This is a genomic window from Aeromonas sp. DNRA1 (genome assembly GCF_963888745.1).
In the GTDB taxonomy this organism is placed as follows: Bacteria; Pseudomonadota; Gammaproteobacteria; order Enterobacterales; family Aeromonadaceae; genus Aeromonas; species Aeromonas hydrophila.
The window spans coordinates 231196-248743 of the sequence record NZ_CAWPKQ010000001.1 but is presented as its reverse complement, the minus strand read 5'-3'; the positions used below and the strand labels follow the sequence as shown (position 1 = coordinate 248743).

Genomic DNA, 17548 nt, shown 5'->3' with positions numbered 1-17548 from the left:
AGCAAGCATTATGTACACAGCCACCCTTCCATCTTCATTATTTGCAGATACAAACGATGACATACCGCACATTATGTTTGGTACTGGCGAGCCATTGGCTCGCTGCTTGTTCCACTACGACACCACGGACTGAATCTGACCTCTTTCAAGCCTCTCAGCAGGGCCAAGGCAAGGCGCAATATGAGCTGGCCAATCGTTTGGCGGCCAAGCCGGATTATCCCGAGGCGATGCGCTGGATGAAACAGGCGGCCGAGCAGGCGGGCCCCCTGGCGGCAGATGCTGACATGCGGGGTAAAGCTGCGCTGCAAGTGGGGAACTGGTATCAGGCTGGTCTGGGGGAGCCCAAGAGTCCCAAGCAGGCCAGTGGCTGGTGGCAGCGCTCGGCCAAGTTGGGGAATCCGGATGCCAGTTATCGGCTGGGGATGGAGTGTCGGCAGCAGCATAAGGGCAAGCTGGCCAATGAGTGTCTCGACTGGTTCGAGCAGGCGGCCAAGCGCGATCATGCGAGTGCCCAGTTGATACTTGGACAATGGTATGCAGGTCAGGCGGGATCCGATGAGGAAGCCGTCAAATGGCTGGAGAAAGCCGCCGAACAAGGCAATCGGGATGCCCAATTCCAGCTTGGCACTCGCTATGAGCAGGGAAAAGGGGTGAGCAAGCGCCCCGATCTTGCCCTGCGCTGGTATGAGAAAGCCGCCGCTCAACAGCAGCCGGAAGCCTTGTTGGTGTTGGCACGCAAGGCACCACCTGAAGAGGCTCTCAGCCTCTATCAGCGAGCCGCCAATGGCGGTGCTGCGCCGGCCCAACTGTGGTTGGGGCAAGCCTATTTGGCCGGCAAGCAGGTTAATCAGGATCTTGCGCTTGGCCGTTATTGGCTGGAGCTGGCAGCAGGAAGTGGTTCCCACGAAGCCGAATATCAATTGAGCTTGCAGCAGAGTGATGCCGCAGGGCGAGAGTATTGGCTGATGCGTGCCGCAGAAGGGGGATTGAGCCAGGCTCAGCTTGCATTGGCGCAATGGCAGCAAGAACGGGGGGACCTCGTGACCGCTCGTCAGTATTTTGCACTGGCTGCAGCACAGGGTAACGTCGATGCCCGTTATGCCTATGGCGAGATGCTGCGGTTGGGATTGGGCGGCAAGGAAGATTATGTGCAGGCGCTCAAACAGTATCGATTGGCCGCCAATGCCCAGCACAGAATCGCCCAATATCGCATGGGGATCATGCGTGAACAGGGGCTGGGAGCACCACGCAACAGAGTGCATGCTTATGCATGGTATTTGTTGGCGGCAACTGATGGTAATCAAGAGTCTGTCAACGCCCGTGATGAACTGGAAAAAGGCATGACGGAAAAAGAAAAAAGTGTTGGACAAAAATTGGCGCAGCATTGGTTTTCACAACATAAAAATCAGCTGGAATTGTTGCCTGGTTAAACAGAGAAATTGCCTGACAATCTAGCAACTCATCATTTTCAATGATGTCATTACGATGACAATGCATTGTTCTCTTGGCTTTTCAATGGGTTCTGTATAGCTGATGAAAGTTGCTTATCATGTCCTTTTATGTAATGGAACCCTATTGCGTTCTATCGCGGCACATTCTGACGCATGGGGGTATTATATTTTCGACAGTAAGTGACGCATCAAGTGCTTAATGGTGAAAAAACACCATTTTTAACGATTGAAAGGTTAAATTGTTTTTGTTTATTTGGTGTCTGCAATATGCATCAAATGTTTTTAAAGATCTCAATTTAAATTTAAGTTGTTGTTTTTGTTATGAATTTTATTTTTGTGCTACTTGCATTATTAATGGCTTATTGACGTGTCATTGCCTGTGAATATACCATCTGCCGCAAATGGCGCCTTAAGCCAAAATGACCTCTAGCAAAGAGTAGAGGCACTTCGGGTTGTATAAATACAAACGTGAATATTATGTTTTTGATTATTAGAGCTTTGCTCTATTCATATCAAAAGCATATCTGTTGGCCTGTGGATTTTCCTTGAGATATCCACCCATATCGTCAACTGTCATTTTTGACAGTTGTTGGTTAGTCCATCGGCTATAAGCTTTTGGGTCTCTGTAGATCCATAACTTGGTATTTAGAGCATGGGAAAAAATATCGATGGCGCTACCGTTGCGCCCAAAGAACGTATCAATATCAAATATGTACCGGCGACCGGTGGGCAGCAGGGAGAAGTTGAACTTCCGTTGACCATGATGGTCGTCGGCAATATGAAGGGCCGTACCGAAGATACCCCGATCGAGGAGCGTCAGACCGTCTCCATCGACAAGAATAATTTTTCGTCCGTCATGAAAGAATCCGCACTGGAACTGACGTTTTCCGTTCCCAATCGTTTGGAAGAAAACAGCCAGGATGCGTTGCCGGTTTCGATCAATATCCAGTCTCTGGAAGACTTCACCCCTGACCGCGTGGCCCAGCAAATACCTGAGCTGCGCAAGCTGCTGGAGCTGCGCGAAGCGCTGGTTGCTCTGAAGGGGCCACTGGGGAATATTCCTGCCTTCCGCAATCGTTTGCAGGATCTGCTGTCCAGTGATGAAGCTCGTGAGCAACTGCTCAAGGAGCTGGATTTGATTAAGCCTGCCGAGTGATCGCCGGGTTGGATTGACTGAACGAGAAGGGAACAAACATGTCTTTGGTCGAAGAACAGGTTCAAGCGGGGGCGAGTGCCGCCTCCTCGTCCTTGCTGGACGAAATCATGGCGCAGGCCCGCATTACCCCGGTGGATGAGGGCTACAGCGTCGCCAAGCAGGGCGTTGCAGCCCTGATCGCCAACATTCTGGACAGCGGCACCACCAGCGATCCGGTCAACAAGGCGCTGGTGGACAGCATGATTGTCGAGCTCGACAAGAAGCTGAGCAAGCAGATGGACGTCATCCTGCACGCCAAGGAGCTGCAGGAGATGGAGTCCTCCTGGCGCTCCCTGAAGCTCTTGGTGGATCGCACCGATTTTCGCGAGAACATCAAGATCCAGGTGCTGCATGCCACCAAGGAAGAGCTGCTGGAAGATTTCGAGTTCTCACCCGAAATCACCCAGTCCGGCCTCTACAAGCATGTCTATTCCAGCGGTTATGGTCAGTTTGGTGGCCAGCCGGTGGGGGCTGTGATCGGTGATTACGCCTTCACCCACAGCGCACCCGACATCAAGCTGATGCAATACGTCAGTGCGGTGGGGGCCATGGCCCATGCGCCGTTCATCTCCTCTGTGGCGCCATCTTTCTTCGGCGTCGACAGCTTTACCGACCTGTCCTCCATCAAGGATCTGAAATCGGTATTCGAAGGGCCGGCCTACACCAAGTGGCGCGCCTTGCGTGAATCAGAAGATGCCCGTTATCTGGGGTTGACCGCACCGCGCTTCCTGGCGCGTCTGCCTTACGACCCGACCGAAAACCCCATCAAGGGCTTCAACTATCAGGAAGACATCAGCTCGGATCACGATCACTACCTGTGGGGCAACACCGCCTACCTGATGGGCACTTCCCTGACCGACAGCTTCGCCAAGTATCGCTGGTGCCCGAACATCATTGGCCCGCAGAGTGGTGGTGCCATCCACGACCTGCCGGTGCACGTCTACGAGGCCATGGGTCAGCTGCAAGCGAAGATCCCGACCGAGGTGCTGATCACCGACCGTCGCGAGTACGAGCTCTCGGAAGAGGGTTTCATCACCCTGACCATGCGCAAGGACAGCGACAACGCCGCCTTCTTCTCCGCCAACTCGGTACAAAAACCCAAGGTGTTCCCGAACACCAAGGAAGGTCGGGAGGCCGAGACCAACTACAAGCTGGGTACCCAGCTGCCCTACATGTTCATCATCAATCGCCTGGCGCACTACATCAAAGTGCTGCAGCGCGAGCAGATCGGTTCCTGGAAGGAACGTCAGGATCTGGAGCGTGAGCTGAACAGCTGGATCCGGCAGTTTGTCGCAGACCAGGAAAACCCGCCGGCAGAGGTCCGCAGCCGCCGTCCGTTACGTGCCGCCCAGATCAAGGTGCTGGATGTGGAGGGGGAGCCGGGCTGGTATCAGGTCGCCATGGCAGTGCGTCCGCACTTCAAGTACATGGGGGCGAGCTTCGAGCTCTCTCTGGTAGGTCGTCTGGACAAGGAATAAGGCCCGATGCCGCATCTCTCTTCCTGGGATAGAGGAAATGCGGCCAGCCTGTTTGATCGTATCCGGGGGGAGGGGCTTGGCTCCTCTCCCCGCTCGGAGTCTGAGGAACTGATCGCATCTGTCAAACGACAGCTCGAGCAGGTTCTCAACACCCGTCCCGGCAATTGCCGCAGTGCACCCGATCTGGGGGTCATTGATCTCAATGACGCCACCCAGGGCAGTGCGGATATCAAGGGGCGGATCCGGGAGGCGATCCGGCAATGCATCCGTCGTTATGAACCACGGATCGTGCATGTTGATGTTCGTTCACCCGACTATCAGGCGAGTCCGCTTGAGATGTCGTTTCAGGTGACGGCCCACGTGCGGCTGGAGCATATCGAGCAAGTTACCTCGTTCAACGTCCATATGGACAGTCACCGTCACTACCGCATGGTCTGATCAATGTCGCTGGAACATTACTTCAGGGATGAACTGGCATTTTTGCGCCTGCAAGGGCGCGAATTTGCCGACGCCTATCCCGAGCTCACCCGCTTTCTGTCGGAGCAGAATACCGATCCGGACGTGGAGCGCCTGTTGGAGGGATTCGCCTTCCTCACGGGCAACCTGCGCGCCAAGATTGAGGATGAGTTTCCCGAGCTGACCCACGGTCTGCTCAACATGCTCTGGCCCAACTACCTGCGTCCCGTGCCCAGCATGACCATCATGCAGTTTTCGGTCATTCCGGGCGCCATCGCCCAGCCGGCGCTGGTCAAGCAAGGCTGCCAGCTCGACAGTCTGCCCCTGGACGAGGTGACCTGTCATTTCCAGACCTGTCACGATACCTGGGTCTATCCGGCCGATATCCGCCATATCGCGGCCCAGAGCGGCAACGATCTCTCCACCATCTCGCTGGACATCGCCCTGCATGCCCCCTTGCCGCTCAGCGAACTGCAGCTGGACAAGCTGCGCTTTTTCCTTGGTGGTGACAGCTACACCGCTTATGAGCTTTACTTCTGGCTCTCCAACCAGCTCTCCCATATCGAGCTGGAGATCGACGGCAAGCGCTTTCGCCAGGAGGCCAAGGCCCTCAAATCGGTCGGCTTCGAGCGCGATGACGCACTCTTGCCCTATCCGAACAACGTCTATTCCGGCTACCGGATCCTGCAGGAGTACTTCTGCTTCCCGGAAAGCTTCCTCTTCTTCGAACTCTCCGGTGGCGACTGGCCCAAACAGCCGTTGCCGGTGAGCGAATTCAAGGTGCACTTCTGCTTCGATCGGCCCTTGCCGGCGGAGCTCAAGATCCGGCCCGACTCCTTCATGCTCAACTGCGTGCCGGCCATCAATCTGTTCCAGCATGACAGCGAGCCGGTCAATCTTAACGGTCGTCAGGCGGAGTATCCCCTCAAGGCAAGTTATCGCCACGCCGACAGCTTCGAGATCTTCTCGGTGGATCAGGTGGAGGGCTGGGTCGAGGGAAACCTCGGCCGCTCGCGCGGTACGCCGCGCATCTATCAGCCATTCGAAAGCTTCCAGCACCAGATCGAGCGGGCCAAACAGCGGCTGGCGCTCTACTACCGGGTGCGGGTCAAGGAGGCGGTGAGCGGGGATGGTTTCGAGCACAGCCTCTCGTTCGTGCGCGGGGATGAAACCACCACGGTCGAACTGGATGAATCCATCTCGGTGACACTCACCTGCACCAACCGCTCCCGCGCTGCCCGTCTCAAGGTGGGCAGCGTCTGCGTACCGACCGGCAGCTCGCCCTCGTTTGCCACCTTCCGCAACCTGATCCGGCCGACCCGGCCGCTGCGCCCGGCCCTGGACGGCAGTCTGCACTGGACGCTGATATCCAACCTGTCGCTCAACTATGTCTCCCTGCTACGCCGCGATGCCCTGGTGCAGGTGCTGCGCACCTACGATTTTCCGGCGCTGCACGACAAGCAGGCCGAGCAGGCCTCGCGCAAGCGGCTGGCGGGGATCGAGGAGATCGAGACCAAGCCGGTGGACCGGCTGGTGCGCGGCATGCCGGTGCGGGGGCTCAAGTCGGTGCTCTCCATCCGCCAGTCCGCCTTCGGCAGCGAAGGGGAGCTCTATCTGTTCAGTACCGTGCTGGCCCACTTCTTCTCTCTATATGCCAGCGTCAACGCCTTCCACCTGCTTGAGGTGGTCAATCTCGACAACAAGGAGCGCTACCAATGGCCAGTCCAGATCGGTCAGCACTCCCTGATGTGAGCGCCGCCCGGGAGGCGCCCCGCTTCAATTTCTTCCAGCTGGTTGAGCTGCTCAACCGGCTCGATGGCGCCGATCAGGAGCGAGGGCTCGACTACCTCCCCGGTGACGAGAACATCCGTTTCAAGGCGACCGCTTCCTTGGGGTTCCCCACCAGCGACGTGCTGCAGATTGGCCGGGACGGGCAGGGGCGCCATGAGCTGGAGGTGGCCTTCCTCGGCCTGCACGGCAGCCAGTCGCCGATGCCCGGTTATTACCTCGATTCGCTGGCGTGGGAGTACGCCCAGGGGGAGCAGAAGCTCGGCCTGTTTCTGGACTTCTTCCACCACCGTCTGCTGACCCTGCTGCACCGGATCTGGCGCAAGTATCGCTACCACGTGCGGTTTCAGGACAACGGCGAGGATGGTTTCTCCCGTTTGATGTTCGCCCTGGTGGGGCTTGGCAACGAGGCGGTCTGTCAGAGCCTGCCGGTCAACCGGGCCAAGATGCTCTCCTATGCAGGCATGCTGGCCAGCCCCAGCCGCTCCCCCGAGGTGGTGGCCGGTCTGGTGGCCCACTGCTTCGATCTGGCCGACGTGCAGGTGAGCGCCTGGCAGTGGCGCAAGGTGCCTATTCATGAGGATCAGCAAAATCGCCTCGGCGGCGCCTGCGCCACTTTGGGGAGCGATTTTGTCATCGGTGACAAGGTGAATGACTGTGCCGGCAAGTTCTTGTTGAAGATCAACAACCTGAGCTTTGGCCAGTTTCTCGGCTTTCTGCCGAACGGGGAGCACTTTCACGCCCTGGTGACCTTCGTCTCCTTCATCCTGCGCGATCAGCTGGCCTGGGATCTGCGTCTGGGATTCGGCCAGGAGCAGGCGAGGGGGTTGAGGCTGGGGGAGGAGCAGAGTGCCCGTCTGGGGTGGAGTACCTTTCTCGGCCAGCCGCCGAGTGATCCGTTCGTGACCATCTGCGTGCAGGAATGAGTGCAGACATCAGCAGCGCAGAAAATTTAACTACAGGAATCAGTGCAGGAGTAACTGTGGACGATTTTAACCAGCAACTTTCCCTGGTGGTGCTCAACAGCGAACAGCTCGACGGCAGCCAGCAGGTGCAGTACCGCTTCGATGAGATGGGGGGAACTCTGGGAGCCTCCGAACAGGATGACTGGCAACTGCGCGACAGGCTGGGGGCTGTCATGCCCGCCCACGCCCGCATCGAGCTCAACGACGGTCGCTTCTGCCTGTGCGATCTGAGCGGCCAGACCTATATCAACGGTGCCACCTCACCCATCGGGCGGGCCCGCAAGGTGCATCTGGAGCAGGGGGACGAGCTCGTGGTTGGCCCGTTCCGGCTGCGCGCCTACCTGGGGGCCATCACCCCCGAGCAGAGCCTGCAACAGGTGCTGGGCAACCGCCCCACCGAGCAGCTCGACGAGTGGCTGACCAGCGATGAGCCCGTCGTACCGGCTGACGATCCGCGCACCCTGGCGGCCGATCCCTTGCTGGCATTGCAGCAGGAGCGCAGGGCGCCCAATCCGTTGATGGATGGTCCGCTGGCGGACGGTCGCCTGCAGGCTTCACTGCGTTCACAACCGGATGTGGACGTTCCCCCTCTTGCCCCTTTTTCTGCTGTCGAGAACACCATGAACCAAGAATTTCTGGATATGCCCGCCATCGAGAACCATCCCGATTACCCGCTGTCGCTGGACTGCGTCGATCATGTGGCCCTGACCCCGCTGATGCGTGGCCTGGGCCAACCCTTGCAACTGCAGGACACCCAGCAGGCCCACGACATGCTCGAAGAGATGGGCAAGACGGTGCGGGCCATGGTGGAGGGGCTGCTGCAGTTGCAAAACGAACAGGCGGCGCTGGCGGACAAGCACCTGCGTCCCATCGAGGACAACCCGCTGCGCCTGGGCCTTGATTATGACGAGACCCTGGCGGTGCTGTTTGCCGAGCAGAAGAGCCCGGTCCACCTGAGCGCACCGGCGGCGGTGGCCGAGAGCCTGCACAACGTGCGCATCCACCACGTGGCGAACCAGCAGGCCATCGGCGCGGCGCTCGACAGCATCCTGCAGGCGTTTTCACCGCAGGCGCTGCTGGGGCGCTTCGAGCAATACCGCCGCAGCGGTGCACCGGGCACGGCCGACGAAGGCTGGGCCTGGGACATGTATCAGCACTACTACCGCGAGCTCACCTCCGCCCGTCAGCAGGGGTTCGACAAGCTGTTTCACCAGGTATATGCCCAGGCCTATGACCAGGCCGTGCGTCAGCAACAGGGACTGATTTGATGATTCGAGCGCTGATGCTGGGCGCCGCGCTGCTGGCCCTGGCAGGTTGTACCACCATGGGCAAGATGGCAGACGTGGCCATGAACCCGGATATCCAGGTGGGCAGCAACAATGATCAGCCCTCTACCCTGGGGCTGAGTCTGCTGGCGGAGCCTGACGTCAACCCCAATGAGAGCGGGGAGGCGGCGCCCATCGAGTTTCAGGTGGTGTTGCTGGCGGAGGATTCCAAGCTGCTTGCCACCGACTACGACCAGGTGACCGCGGACGTGGAGAAGGCCCTTGGCAAGAACTACCTGGACCACCAGGACTACACCCTGCTGCCGGGCCAGTTCAAATACCTGCCCCCCATCAGGCTCGACGAGAAGACCCGTTACATCGGGGTGATCGCACGCTACGCCGACCCCGACAGCGCCGAGTGGCGCAAGGTCATCAAGATCAAGAGCAAGGGAACGGCTTATCAAATCCTGGTGCACCTGCGCCTGGATGAAGTGGAACTGCAAAAAGAAGAAGAATAACCATGTCGAGTCGAAATCGGGTTATCTGGCGTGAGGGGCTGTTCATCAAGCCCCAGCACTTCCAGCAACAACAAAGACATTCGGATTACGCGCTGCACGCTCGCCTGAGCGCGCTGTCCGACTATTTCTATGGCTTGCAGTCGCTCGCCATCAACGAGGACTACCTGGGGTTTGGTCGCATCGCCCTGGTGGGGGCCACCGGCATCCTGCCGGACGGTACCGTATTCAACATCCCCAATGACGACGTGCTACCGACCCCGCTGGAAGTCACCGACGCCTCGGTGGCCAACCAGAAGGTCTATCTGGCGCTGCCGCTCTCGGTGAGCGGCGTCAACGAGGTCAATCAGGGCGGTCAGGTGGCCACCCGGTTGCAGGCCCATCGCCACGACGTGCGCGATCTGCACAGCGAAGGGGGGGACGTGGTCTCCCTCGAAGTGGGGCGGGTCAGCCTGCGGCTGATGCTGGAGCGGGAAGATCGCAGCGCCTACGCCTCTTTGGCGATTGCCCGCATTCTGGACAAGCGTCCGGACGGCGGTCTGGTGCTGGATCCCAACTTCATGCCCTGCAGCATCAGCGTCTCCGCCATCCCGACTCTCAAGCGCTTCCTTGGCGAGTCGGCCGGCCTCGTGGCCGAGCGGGCCCGCAGCCTCTCCCAGCGCATCGCCGCGCCGGGTCAGCAGGGGGTGGCCGACGTGGCCGAGTTCATGATGCTGCAACTGCTCAACCGGGCCCAGCCCCAGCTCTCCCATTTGGCGCGCCTTGGCACCCTGCACCCCGAGCGGCTGCATGAGGCGCTGGTGCAGCTGTGCGGCGAGCTGATGACCTTTACCGACGAGTCCCGCCTGCCGCCCGAGTTCCCCGCCTATCGCCACGACGATCAGCAGGTGAGCTTCGAGCCGGTGATGCTGGCCCTGCGCCAGGCGCTCAGTACCGTGCTGTCGCCGCGCGCCGTCTCCATCCAGCTGCGCAAGCACCAGTACGGCATCATGGTGGCCATGGTCAACGAGAGCGAGCTGATGACAAGTGCCGACTTCGTGCTGGCGGTGCGTGCCCGCATGCCGCAGGAGCAGCTACGCAAGCAGTTGCTGCAGCAGACCAAGGTGGCCTCCAGCGACAAGATCCGCGAGCTCATCAGCCTGCAACTGCCCGGCATTCCGCTGCTGCCGCTGCCGGTGGCGCCGCGCCAGCTGCCCTATCACGCCGGTTACAGCTACTTCCAGCTCGACCGGCAGAGCCCGGCCTGGCAGATGCTGGCGGTGGGCAACACCCTTGCCTTCCACATCGCCGGCGACTTCCCCGAGCTCGACATGCAGCTCTGGGCCATTCGCAGCCAGTGATCGCACCAAGGAATAAGCAGAGATGACCACGGACATTATCAAGAACGAGCAACTCAGCGACCTGCTGTTCGATCATGCCGAGCAGCTTGACATGGATTCGGACTACTGGTTCCGCCTGCGCGGCCAGAGCATCAACCCGATGATCGATGCGGTGACCCCCTTGCTGGGGCTGGTGCAGCGGGTGCGCCTGCTGTCGCGCTACGACCGGGTGCCCGAGCTTTATCAGCGGGTGGTGACCGAGATCCAAGCCATCGAGCAGGAGCTGATGGCCCAGGGCTACGAGAACGGGGTGGTGCTGTCGTTTCGCTACATCCTCTGCACCTTCATCGACGAGGCCGTGATGGGCCGCGACTGGGGGAGTCAAAGCGAATGGTCCGAGCACTCCTTGCTGACCCGCTTTCACAACGAGACCTGGGGCGGCGAGAAGGTGTTCGTGCTGCTGGCCCGCCTGCAGGAAGACCCGGTGCGTTATCGCGACATTCTTGAGTTCATCTACCTCTGTCTGTGCCTCGGTTTCGAGGGGCGTTACAAGGTGATGAGCAAGGGACAAGGGGAGTTCGAGCGCATCGTGCGCCAGCTGCACAAGCAGTTGGCCCCCGAGGCCGGTGGCGAGGCGCCCAGCGTGTTTCACCTCGATCTGGGCCAGCAGGCCTCCCGCTACCAGCTGCGCAAGCAGGTCTCCCTGCGCAGCCTGTTCATGGGCGGCGCGCTGATCCTGGCGCTGATCTTTGGCCTCTATCACCACCAACTCAATAACCAGACCCAGGACGTGCTGCGTCAACTGGGCGAATTATTAAAATAAATACCTAAGGAGAGCACGCCTTGATTCGTATAGAGCTACCGGTACTGGTGGAAAGACTCAACCCCATCTGCCGTCACATGCTGGAGGAGGCCGCGGCCCTCTGCGTCAATCACCAGGGAGCCGAGATCCGTATCGAGCATCTGCTGCTCAAGATGCTGGAGACCCCGCTGAGCGACGTGCGCCAGATCCTGAAAGTGGCCGAGGTGGAGGTGGAAGAGCTCAAGACCCTGCTGCAACCGTCCGCTGCCGACGGCAGCTATGGCCAGGGTTACCCCTCCTTCTCGCCCATGCTGGTGGAGTGGCTGCAAGACAGCTGGCTGCTCGCCTCCGCCGAGCTGCAACATGCCCAGCTGCGCAGCGGCGTCATGCTGCTGGTGCTGCTGATGACCCCCCAGCGCTATCTGCCGGGCTCGGTGACTCGCCTGCTTGCCAAGGTCAATCGCGAGCTGCTGCGCCAGCAGTTCGACGAGTGGGTCAAGGAGTCCGCCGAGACGCAGGTCACCACTATCCCCGGCGGCAAGACGGCACAGGCAGCCCTGCCGGCCGATGCCAGCCTGCTGGCCCGCTTTACCGTCAACGTGACCGAGCAGGCCCGCCAGGGCAGCCTGGATCCCGTGCTCTGCCGGGATCACGAAATCGACCTGATGATCGACATCCTCTCCCGTCGTCGCAAGAACAACCCCATCGTGGTGGGTGAGGCCGGGGTCGGCAAGAGCGCCCTCATCGAGGGGCTGGCTCTGCGCATGGTGGCGGGTCAGGTGCCCGAGAAGCTGCGCGGGGTCGAGCTGATGACCCTGGATCTCGGTGCCATGCAGGCCGGCGCCTCGGTCAAGGGGGAGTTCGAGAAGCGCTTCAAGGGGGTGATGCAGGAGGTCAAGGACGCCGTGCAGCCTGTCATCCTGTTCATCGACGAGGCGCACACCCTGATAGGGGCCGGCAACCAGGCCGGCGGGCTGGATGTTTCCAACCTGATCAAGCCGGCGCTGGCCCGGGGCGAGCTGCGCACCATCGCCGCCACCACCTGGGGCGAGTACAAGAAATACGTGGAGAAAGACGCGGCCCTGTCGCGTCGCTTCCAGCTGGTGAAAGTCGGTGAGCCCGATGCCGACGAGGCCACCGTGATCCTGCGCGGCCTGCGCAGCATCTACGAGAAGGCCCACGGGGTGCTGATCGACGAGGAGGCGCTGCAGGCTGCCGCCCAGCTCTCCGCCCGCTACATCTCCGGCCGTCAGCTGCCGGACAAGGCGATTGACGTGCTCGATACCGCCTGTGCCCGGGTGGCCATCAACCTCACCACCCCACCGCGCGCGGTCAGCCACCTGCAAAATGCGCTGCGCCAGCGCGAGCTGGAGATCCGTCAGCTGGAGCGCCAGAGCCTGATAGGTCTTGGTGACAATGCAGAGCGTCTGGCCGAGTTGCAGGCGGCCCAGCAGGCTTGCCGCGAAGAACTGGCCGAGCAGGAGGCCCGGTGGCAGCAACAGCAGGGGCTGGTGCACCAGATTGTCGAGCTGCGCGCAGCCCTGCTGGCCGATCAGCAGGATGAGCTGCTGGCCAGAGAGGCGCTGGATCTCGCCGATGCGCCGCTCGATCCGCAGGCCGCTGCCGAGCAGCTGGCTACCCTCGAGCGCGAGCTGGCCGAGCTGCAGCAGGGGGAAGTGCTGGTCTCCGCCCACGTCGACAAGACCCAGATTGCCGCCGTCATCGCCGAGTGGACCGGGGTGCCCCTCAATCGCATCTCCCAGGGGGAGCTCGATGTGGTGACCCGTCTGCCGGAGTATCTCGGCGAACTTATCAAGGGGCAGGATGTGGCGGTGGCCCACCTGCACAAGCACCTGCTCACCGCCCGCGCTGACCTGCGTCGTCCCGGCCGTCCGCTCGGCGCCTTCCTGCTGGTGGGGCCGAGCGGGGTCGGCAAGACCGAAACCGTGCTGCAGATTGCCGAGCTGATGTTCGGTGGTCGCCAGTACCTGACCACCATCAACATGTCCGAGTATCAGGAGAAGCACACCGTCTCCCGCCTGATCGGCTCGCCGCCCGGCTACGTCGGTTTCGGCGAGGGGGGCGTGCTGACCGAGGCCATTCGGCAGAAACCTTACTCCGTGGTGCTGCTGGACGAGGTGGAGAAGGCCCACCCGGACGTGCTCAACCTCTTCTATCAGGCGTTCGACAAGGGCGAGCTGGCGGATGGGGAAGGGCGCATCATCGACTGCAAGAACGTGGTCTTCTTCCTCACCTCCAACCTCGGTTTCCAGACCATCGTCGACCAGGCCGAGCAGCCCGACGTGCTGCTGGACGCCCTCTATCCGGAGCTCGCCGCCTTCTTCAAGCCGGCCCTGCTGGCGCGCATGGAGGTGATCCCTTATCTGCCGCTCGGTCACGACACCTTGGTGCAGATCGTGGGCGGCAAGCTCAACCGGCTGGTCAAGCTGCTCAAGGAGCGCTTCGGCGCCGAAGTGGTGCTGGACGACGAGGTGGCAGAAGAGATCCTGCTGCGGGCCAATCGCAGCGAGAACGGTGCCCGCATGCTCGAATCCGTCATCGACGGCGCCCTGCTGCCGCCGGTCTCCCTGCAACTGCTGCAGCGCCTCTCGGCCGGTGAACCCATCAAGCGCGTCCACTTTTCCGTGGCCGATCACCAGTTCGTGGCCGAGGTGGGGGCTTGAGTATGGAGCAAGCCCTCGCATTTGCCCTGGCCCTCACCGCCCAACGCGATGAGCCGCACCTGTGCCACTGGTGGAGCTCGACCGTTCATGCCAGCTTCCAGCCCAAGGGGCTGCTGCTCGGCATGCTGGATGTGAGCGGCCGTCAGCTGGAGTGCCAAGGCTGGGTCAGGGGGAAGGAAGTGGCGCTGGGGCTGGCGGTGGACGATTTTTCCCACCCCCTTGCCTATGTGCTGCACAAGGCCCAGTCCCGCACCTGGGACTCCCTCTACGGCGGTGCCCGCATCGAGCACGCCGGTTTTCGCGCACTGCTGGCCAACCTTGGCCAGCAGTGCGGGCTGCACGCCTATCCGCTGCTGGATGGCAACGGCAAGCCGTTTGCCGTGCTGGCCCTGATGGATGAAGGGGAAGTGCTGCGGGCCTGGGTCGATGGCCCCGAGCTGGCCCAGCTTTCACAGGTCTTTTGCAACCAGCTCACCCTCATTCGCGATCTCGGTCGCAGCCGGCGGGATCAGGGGGTACTGCGCGACTCCCTGCGCCAGATAAAGGGCGAGGGGGAGCGGCTGCGTCAACACGAGAAGCTGCTCGGCGATCAGCTGGTCGGCCAGTCGGCGGTGATCCGCGGGCTGCGCGAGCAGATAAACCAGGCTGGCCAGCACAAGCTCACTGTGCTCATTCAGGGGGAGACCGGCAGCGGCAAGGAGGTGGTAGCCCGGCTGGTGCACCAGTGTTCCGATCGCGCCAACAAGCCCTTTGTGGCCATCAACTGCGCCGCCATCCCGGAGAACCTCATCGAGAGCGAGCTGTTCGGTTACCAGAAGGGAGCCTTCTCCGGCGCCCTTGCCAACAAGACCGGGCTGGTGGCTCAGGCCAACGGCGGCACCCTGTTTCTGGACGAGGTGGGGGACATGCCGGCTGCCATGCAGGCCAAGCTGCTGCGGGTGCTGGAAACCCGCAGTTACCGGCCGCTCGGGGCCGAGCAGGAGTATCACTCCGATTTTCGCCTCATCGCCGCTACCCATCAGCCGCTCACCCGTCATGTGGAGGAGGGGCAGTTTCGGGCCGACCTCTACCACCGTCTCTGTCAGTGCCTGCTGCTGATCGCCCCCCTGCGCGAGCACATGGATGACGTGCCGCTGCTCTGCCAGCACTTCATGGCCCAGTTTGCCGCCCAGGATGGCAAGACCCTGGTGGGGCTGCAGCGCAAGTTCTTGAAACAGCTGCAGACCTATGACTTCCCCGGCAACGTGCGCGAGCTGCGCAACCTGCTGGAGGTGGCCTGTGCCCATACCCGTCACGGGGAGGAGGTGGGGCTGGAGGCGCTGCCGCCGGAGCTGCGCGAGCGGGTCTGCGTCGAGTTGCCCGGCACCATGGACGACTACAACCACATCCGCGATCTGCGCCGGGCCATGCAGCAGTACGAGGCTTCCGTCATTGAGGCGCGGCTGCGCCACTTCCAGGGCAATCGGATGCTGGTGGCCGAGAGCCTCAACATTCCCAAACGCACCCTGGATCACAAGTGCCAGAAACTGGAGGTGAACTGATGAGCATCCTCGGCTTGTTACCGCTGCTGCTGGTCACCAGTGCGGCCGAGGTCCCGCTGGACATGGCGCGCTGGCAGGCCTGCCGGCAGGAGCCCTCGCCGCTGGTGCGACTCGCCTGCTACGACGCCATCGGCAATGGCGCGGCCAGTGCCGCCGAAGGGGCCGCCCCCAAGTCGGCGGCCTGGCAGGCCATCTGGGCCCAGGAGCAGGCCCGCACGCCAGCGAGTGCGCCCTTCCTGCTGCAAAGTGACGCCGGCAGTGGCAGTGAAACCCTCACCCGCCCGGCACTGCGCGGGGCGACGCTCTCCATCGGCTGCGTCGACAGCATCACCCATATCCGGCTGCGGCTGGATCAGCCCTGGAGCGGCGAGAAAGTGCAGGTCGAGCTGGATGGTCAGCCAAGTGCCGGCTCCCAGAGCTGGTTTATCCGGGATCAGGGTCTGTTGCTGGAATATGGCCGCGGTCTGCCGGCCATCGAGGAGCTCAAGCGCTGGCTGGGCCATCGCGAGCTGCAGGTGCGGGCCGACAACGGCGCCCTCTTGCGGGTCGACCTGAGCGGCCTGAAAGAGGCGCTGGTACCGCTGCGTCAGCAGTGCCGCTGGTAGGAGGGACGATGAGCTATCAACACCCCTGGTGTGCACGCCTGCTCACCAGCCTGCCGGATGAACAGATCAGAGGCGCCGTGCTGGCTGACGAGCCGCGCTGGGACTACGTGGAAACCGAACTGGTCAAGCTGGGATCCCTCGCTCACAGCCAGGTGGATCTCAATGCGGTGGCCGAGGCCTGCCTTGGCTTGCTGGAGAGCCGCACCAAGGACATGCGGGTGCTGGCCCAGCTGCTGCGCTGCCTGCAGCACCCGGCCAAGGCGACCCCGCTGGGGGCGGCGATCAGCCTGCTGGAGGCCTGGATCCAGGCTTACTGGCTGCTGGCCTGGCCCGGCAATGCCAGCCAGAAACAGCGGCTGATGGTGCAAATCGTCAAGCGCTTCGAAGGGGCCCTGCCGCGCATTTGCGAGAGCGCCTCGGCGGCCGAGCTGGCCCAACTGCTGGCCCAGGCAGAGCAGCTGGAGCGGGTCTGGCTGGCGCAGTGTCCCGACAAGGGGGAGCTTCTCGACCCGCTGGTGATGGGGCTGAAGCGGGCCCAGCGCCAGCAGGTGGCACAGGCCGAGGCGAATGCCGCCGGGCAGCCGCAGAGCAGCGACGCGGCGGCAGCGGGCACCCCGGCCTCGGTGGTGTCGTCCGCCAGCGGTACCGGCGCCATGGTACTCAGCGGCGGTGGCAGCAGTGCTGGCGTCGACATCGACAGTTCCAACGATCGCGCCTGGCGCCAGACCCAGCTCAAGGTGGCGGAACTCCTCATCGAGCGCCAGCCGGAGGCGGCGGTGGGCTATCGGCTGCGCCGTCACGCCGTCTGGGCCGGGATCACGGCGGTCCCCATGAGCGGGGCGGGCAATAAAACCCCGCTGGCGCCCATGTCGGCGGACATGGTGGACGAGTACCGCGCCGCCATGAACGCTCCTGATCAGGGGCTCTGGCAGCGCATCGAGCAGAGCCTGACCCTGGCGCCTTACTGGTTCGAGGGGCACAGGCTCTCGGCAGAGGTGGCCCAGAAGCTCGGCTTTGGGGCGGTGGCCCAGGCGATCGCCGAGGAGCTCGGGACTTTTCTGCAGCGCCTGCCGGCCCTGCGGGAGCTCGCTTTTAGCGACGGCTCGCCGTTTCTCTCCCCCGAGTGCGGCCGCTGGCTGCAACCGGCCAAGGGCGGCAGTGCGGGCAGTGGTGAGGCGGGGCTGGCCGAGGAGGTCGCCCAGCGCCACGGCGAGCAGGGGGTCGCGGCGGCGCTCGCCCTGCTCGATGAGCGGATTGCGCAGTTGAAAGAGCCAAGAGATCGCTTCCACGCCTTGCTGGTGCAGGCGGAGCTGTTGGCGCAGGAAGGCATGGAGGCGCTTGCGCGCCAGCACTATCAACACTTGTGGCAAGAGGCCAGTCGCCTCGGGTTGTCGCACTGGGAGCCCGGGCTGGTCAACCGCCTGGAGAGCCTGGCGGCGCCGTTGTCGAAATGAATGCCGAAGTGAGTCATTGAGTCGGAGTTG

General features: G+C 62.1%; 14 protein-coding genes. All 14 read left to right on the top strand.

What is annotated here, in order from left to right; genetic code table 11:
• Positions 1–56: 56 nt before the first annotated feature.
• The 14 genes from AACQ43_RS01080 to tssA all read left to right on the top strand — a co-directional run bounded on the left by AACQ43_RS01080 (position 57) and on the right by tssA (position 17518).
• Positions 57–1430 carry a tetratricopeptide repeat protein gene (locus AACQ43_RS01080; RefSeq protein ID WP_168965486.1) on the top strand — a complete coding sequence of 458 codons (1374 nt, stop codon included), beginning with the start codon at positions 57–59 and terminating at the stop codon, positions 1428–1430.
• A gap of 673 nt (positions 1431–2103) precedes the next feature.
• Positions 2104–2607: a type VI secretion system contractile sheath small subunit gene (gene tssB, locus AACQ43_RS01075; protein WP_049048588.1), complete on the top strand. Its 504-nt coding sequence runs from the start codon at positions 2104–2106 to the stop codon at positions 2605–2607.
• A gap of 38 nt (positions 2608–2645) precedes the next feature.
• Entirely contained in the window at positions 2646–4124 is a 1479-nt protein-coding gene (tssC, locus tag AACQ43_RS01070) for a type VI secretion system contractile sheath large subunit (RefSeq protein ID WP_043163044.1), read from the top strand.
• A 6-nt stretch (positions 4125–4130) separates the two neighbouring features.
• On the top strand, positions 4131–4562 hold the full coding sequence (tssE, locus tag AACQ43_RS01065) for a type VI secretion system baseplate subunit TssE (RefSeq protein WP_011705714.1): 432 nt from the start codon (positions 4131–4133) through the stop codon (positions 4560–4562).
• A gap of 3 nt (positions 4563–4565) precedes the next feature.
• Positions 4566–6332 carry a type VI secretion system baseplate subunit TssF gene (tssF, locus tag AACQ43_RS01060; RefSeq protein ID WP_168965484.1) on the top strand — a complete coding sequence of 589 codons (1767 nt, stop codon included), beginning with the start codon at positions 4566–4568 and terminating at the stop codon, positions 6330–6332.
• A complete protein-coding gene (gene tssG, locus AACQ43_RS01055) occupies positions 6296–7294 on the top strand; it encodes a type VI secretion system baseplate subunit TssG (protein ID WP_128272053.1) in 999 nt (332 codons plus the stop codon). Before tssF ends, tssG begins: the two co-directional genes overlap by 37 nt.
• A 56-nt stretch (positions 7295–7350) precedes the next feature.
• On the top strand, positions 7351–8601 hold the full coding sequence (gene tagH, locus AACQ43_RS01050) for a type VI secretion system-associated FHA domain protein TagH (protein ID WP_168965482.1): 1251 nt from the start codon (positions 7351–7353) through the stop codon (positions 8599–8601).
• The gene (tssJ, locus tag AACQ43_RS01045; protein ID WP_168965480.1) at positions 8601–9116 is read left to right on the top strand and encodes a type VI secretion system lipoprotein TssJ; all 516 of its coding nucleotides are present in this window, start codon (positions 8601–8603) and stop codon (positions 9114–9116) included. Before tagH ends, tssJ begins: the two co-directional genes overlap by 1 nt.
• Before the next feature lie 2 nt (positions 9117–9118).
• Positions 9119–10453: a type VI secretion system baseplate subunit TssK gene (gene tssK / locus AACQ43_RS01040; RefSeq protein ID WP_029301183.1), complete on the top strand. Its 1335-nt coding sequence runs from the start codon at positions 9119–9121 to the stop codon at positions 10451–10453.
• Positions 10454–10475: 22 nt separating this feature from the next.
• Positions 10476–11255: a type IVB secretion system protein IcmH/DotU gene (gene icmH, locus AACQ43_RS01035; protein ID WP_010634228.1), complete on the top strand. Its 780-nt coding sequence runs from the start codon at positions 10476–10478 to the stop codon at positions 11253–11255.
• 20 nt (positions 11256–11275) lie between these two features.
• Positions 11276–13918 carry a type VI secretion system ATPase TssH gene (gene tssH / locus AACQ43_RS01030; protein WP_168965478.1) on the top strand — a complete coding sequence of 881 codons (2643 nt, stop codon included), beginning with the start codon at positions 11276–11278 and terminating at the stop codon, positions 13916–13918.
• Positions 13919–13920: 2 nt separating this feature from the next.
• On the top strand, positions 13921–15459 hold the full coding sequence (vasH, locus tag AACQ43_RS01025; protein WP_168965476.1) for a sigma-54-dependent transcriptional regulator VasH: 1539 nt from the start codon (positions 13921–13923) through the stop codon (positions 15457–15459).
• On the top strand, positions 15459–16064 hold the full coding sequence (gene vasI, locus AACQ43_RS01020; protein WP_168965474.1) for a type VI secretion system-associated protein VasI: 606 nt from the start codon (positions 15459–15461) through the stop codon (positions 16062–16064). Before vasH ends, vasI begins: the two co-directional genes overlap by 1 nt.
• 8 nt (positions 16065–16072) lie before the next feature.
• Positions 16073–17518, top strand: a complete 1446-nt coding sequence (gene tssA / locus AACQ43_RS01015) for a type VI secretion system protein TssA (RefSeq protein WP_168965472.1) — start codon at positions 16073–16075, stop codon at positions 17516–17518.
• Positions 17519–17548 lie beyond the last annotated feature (30 nt).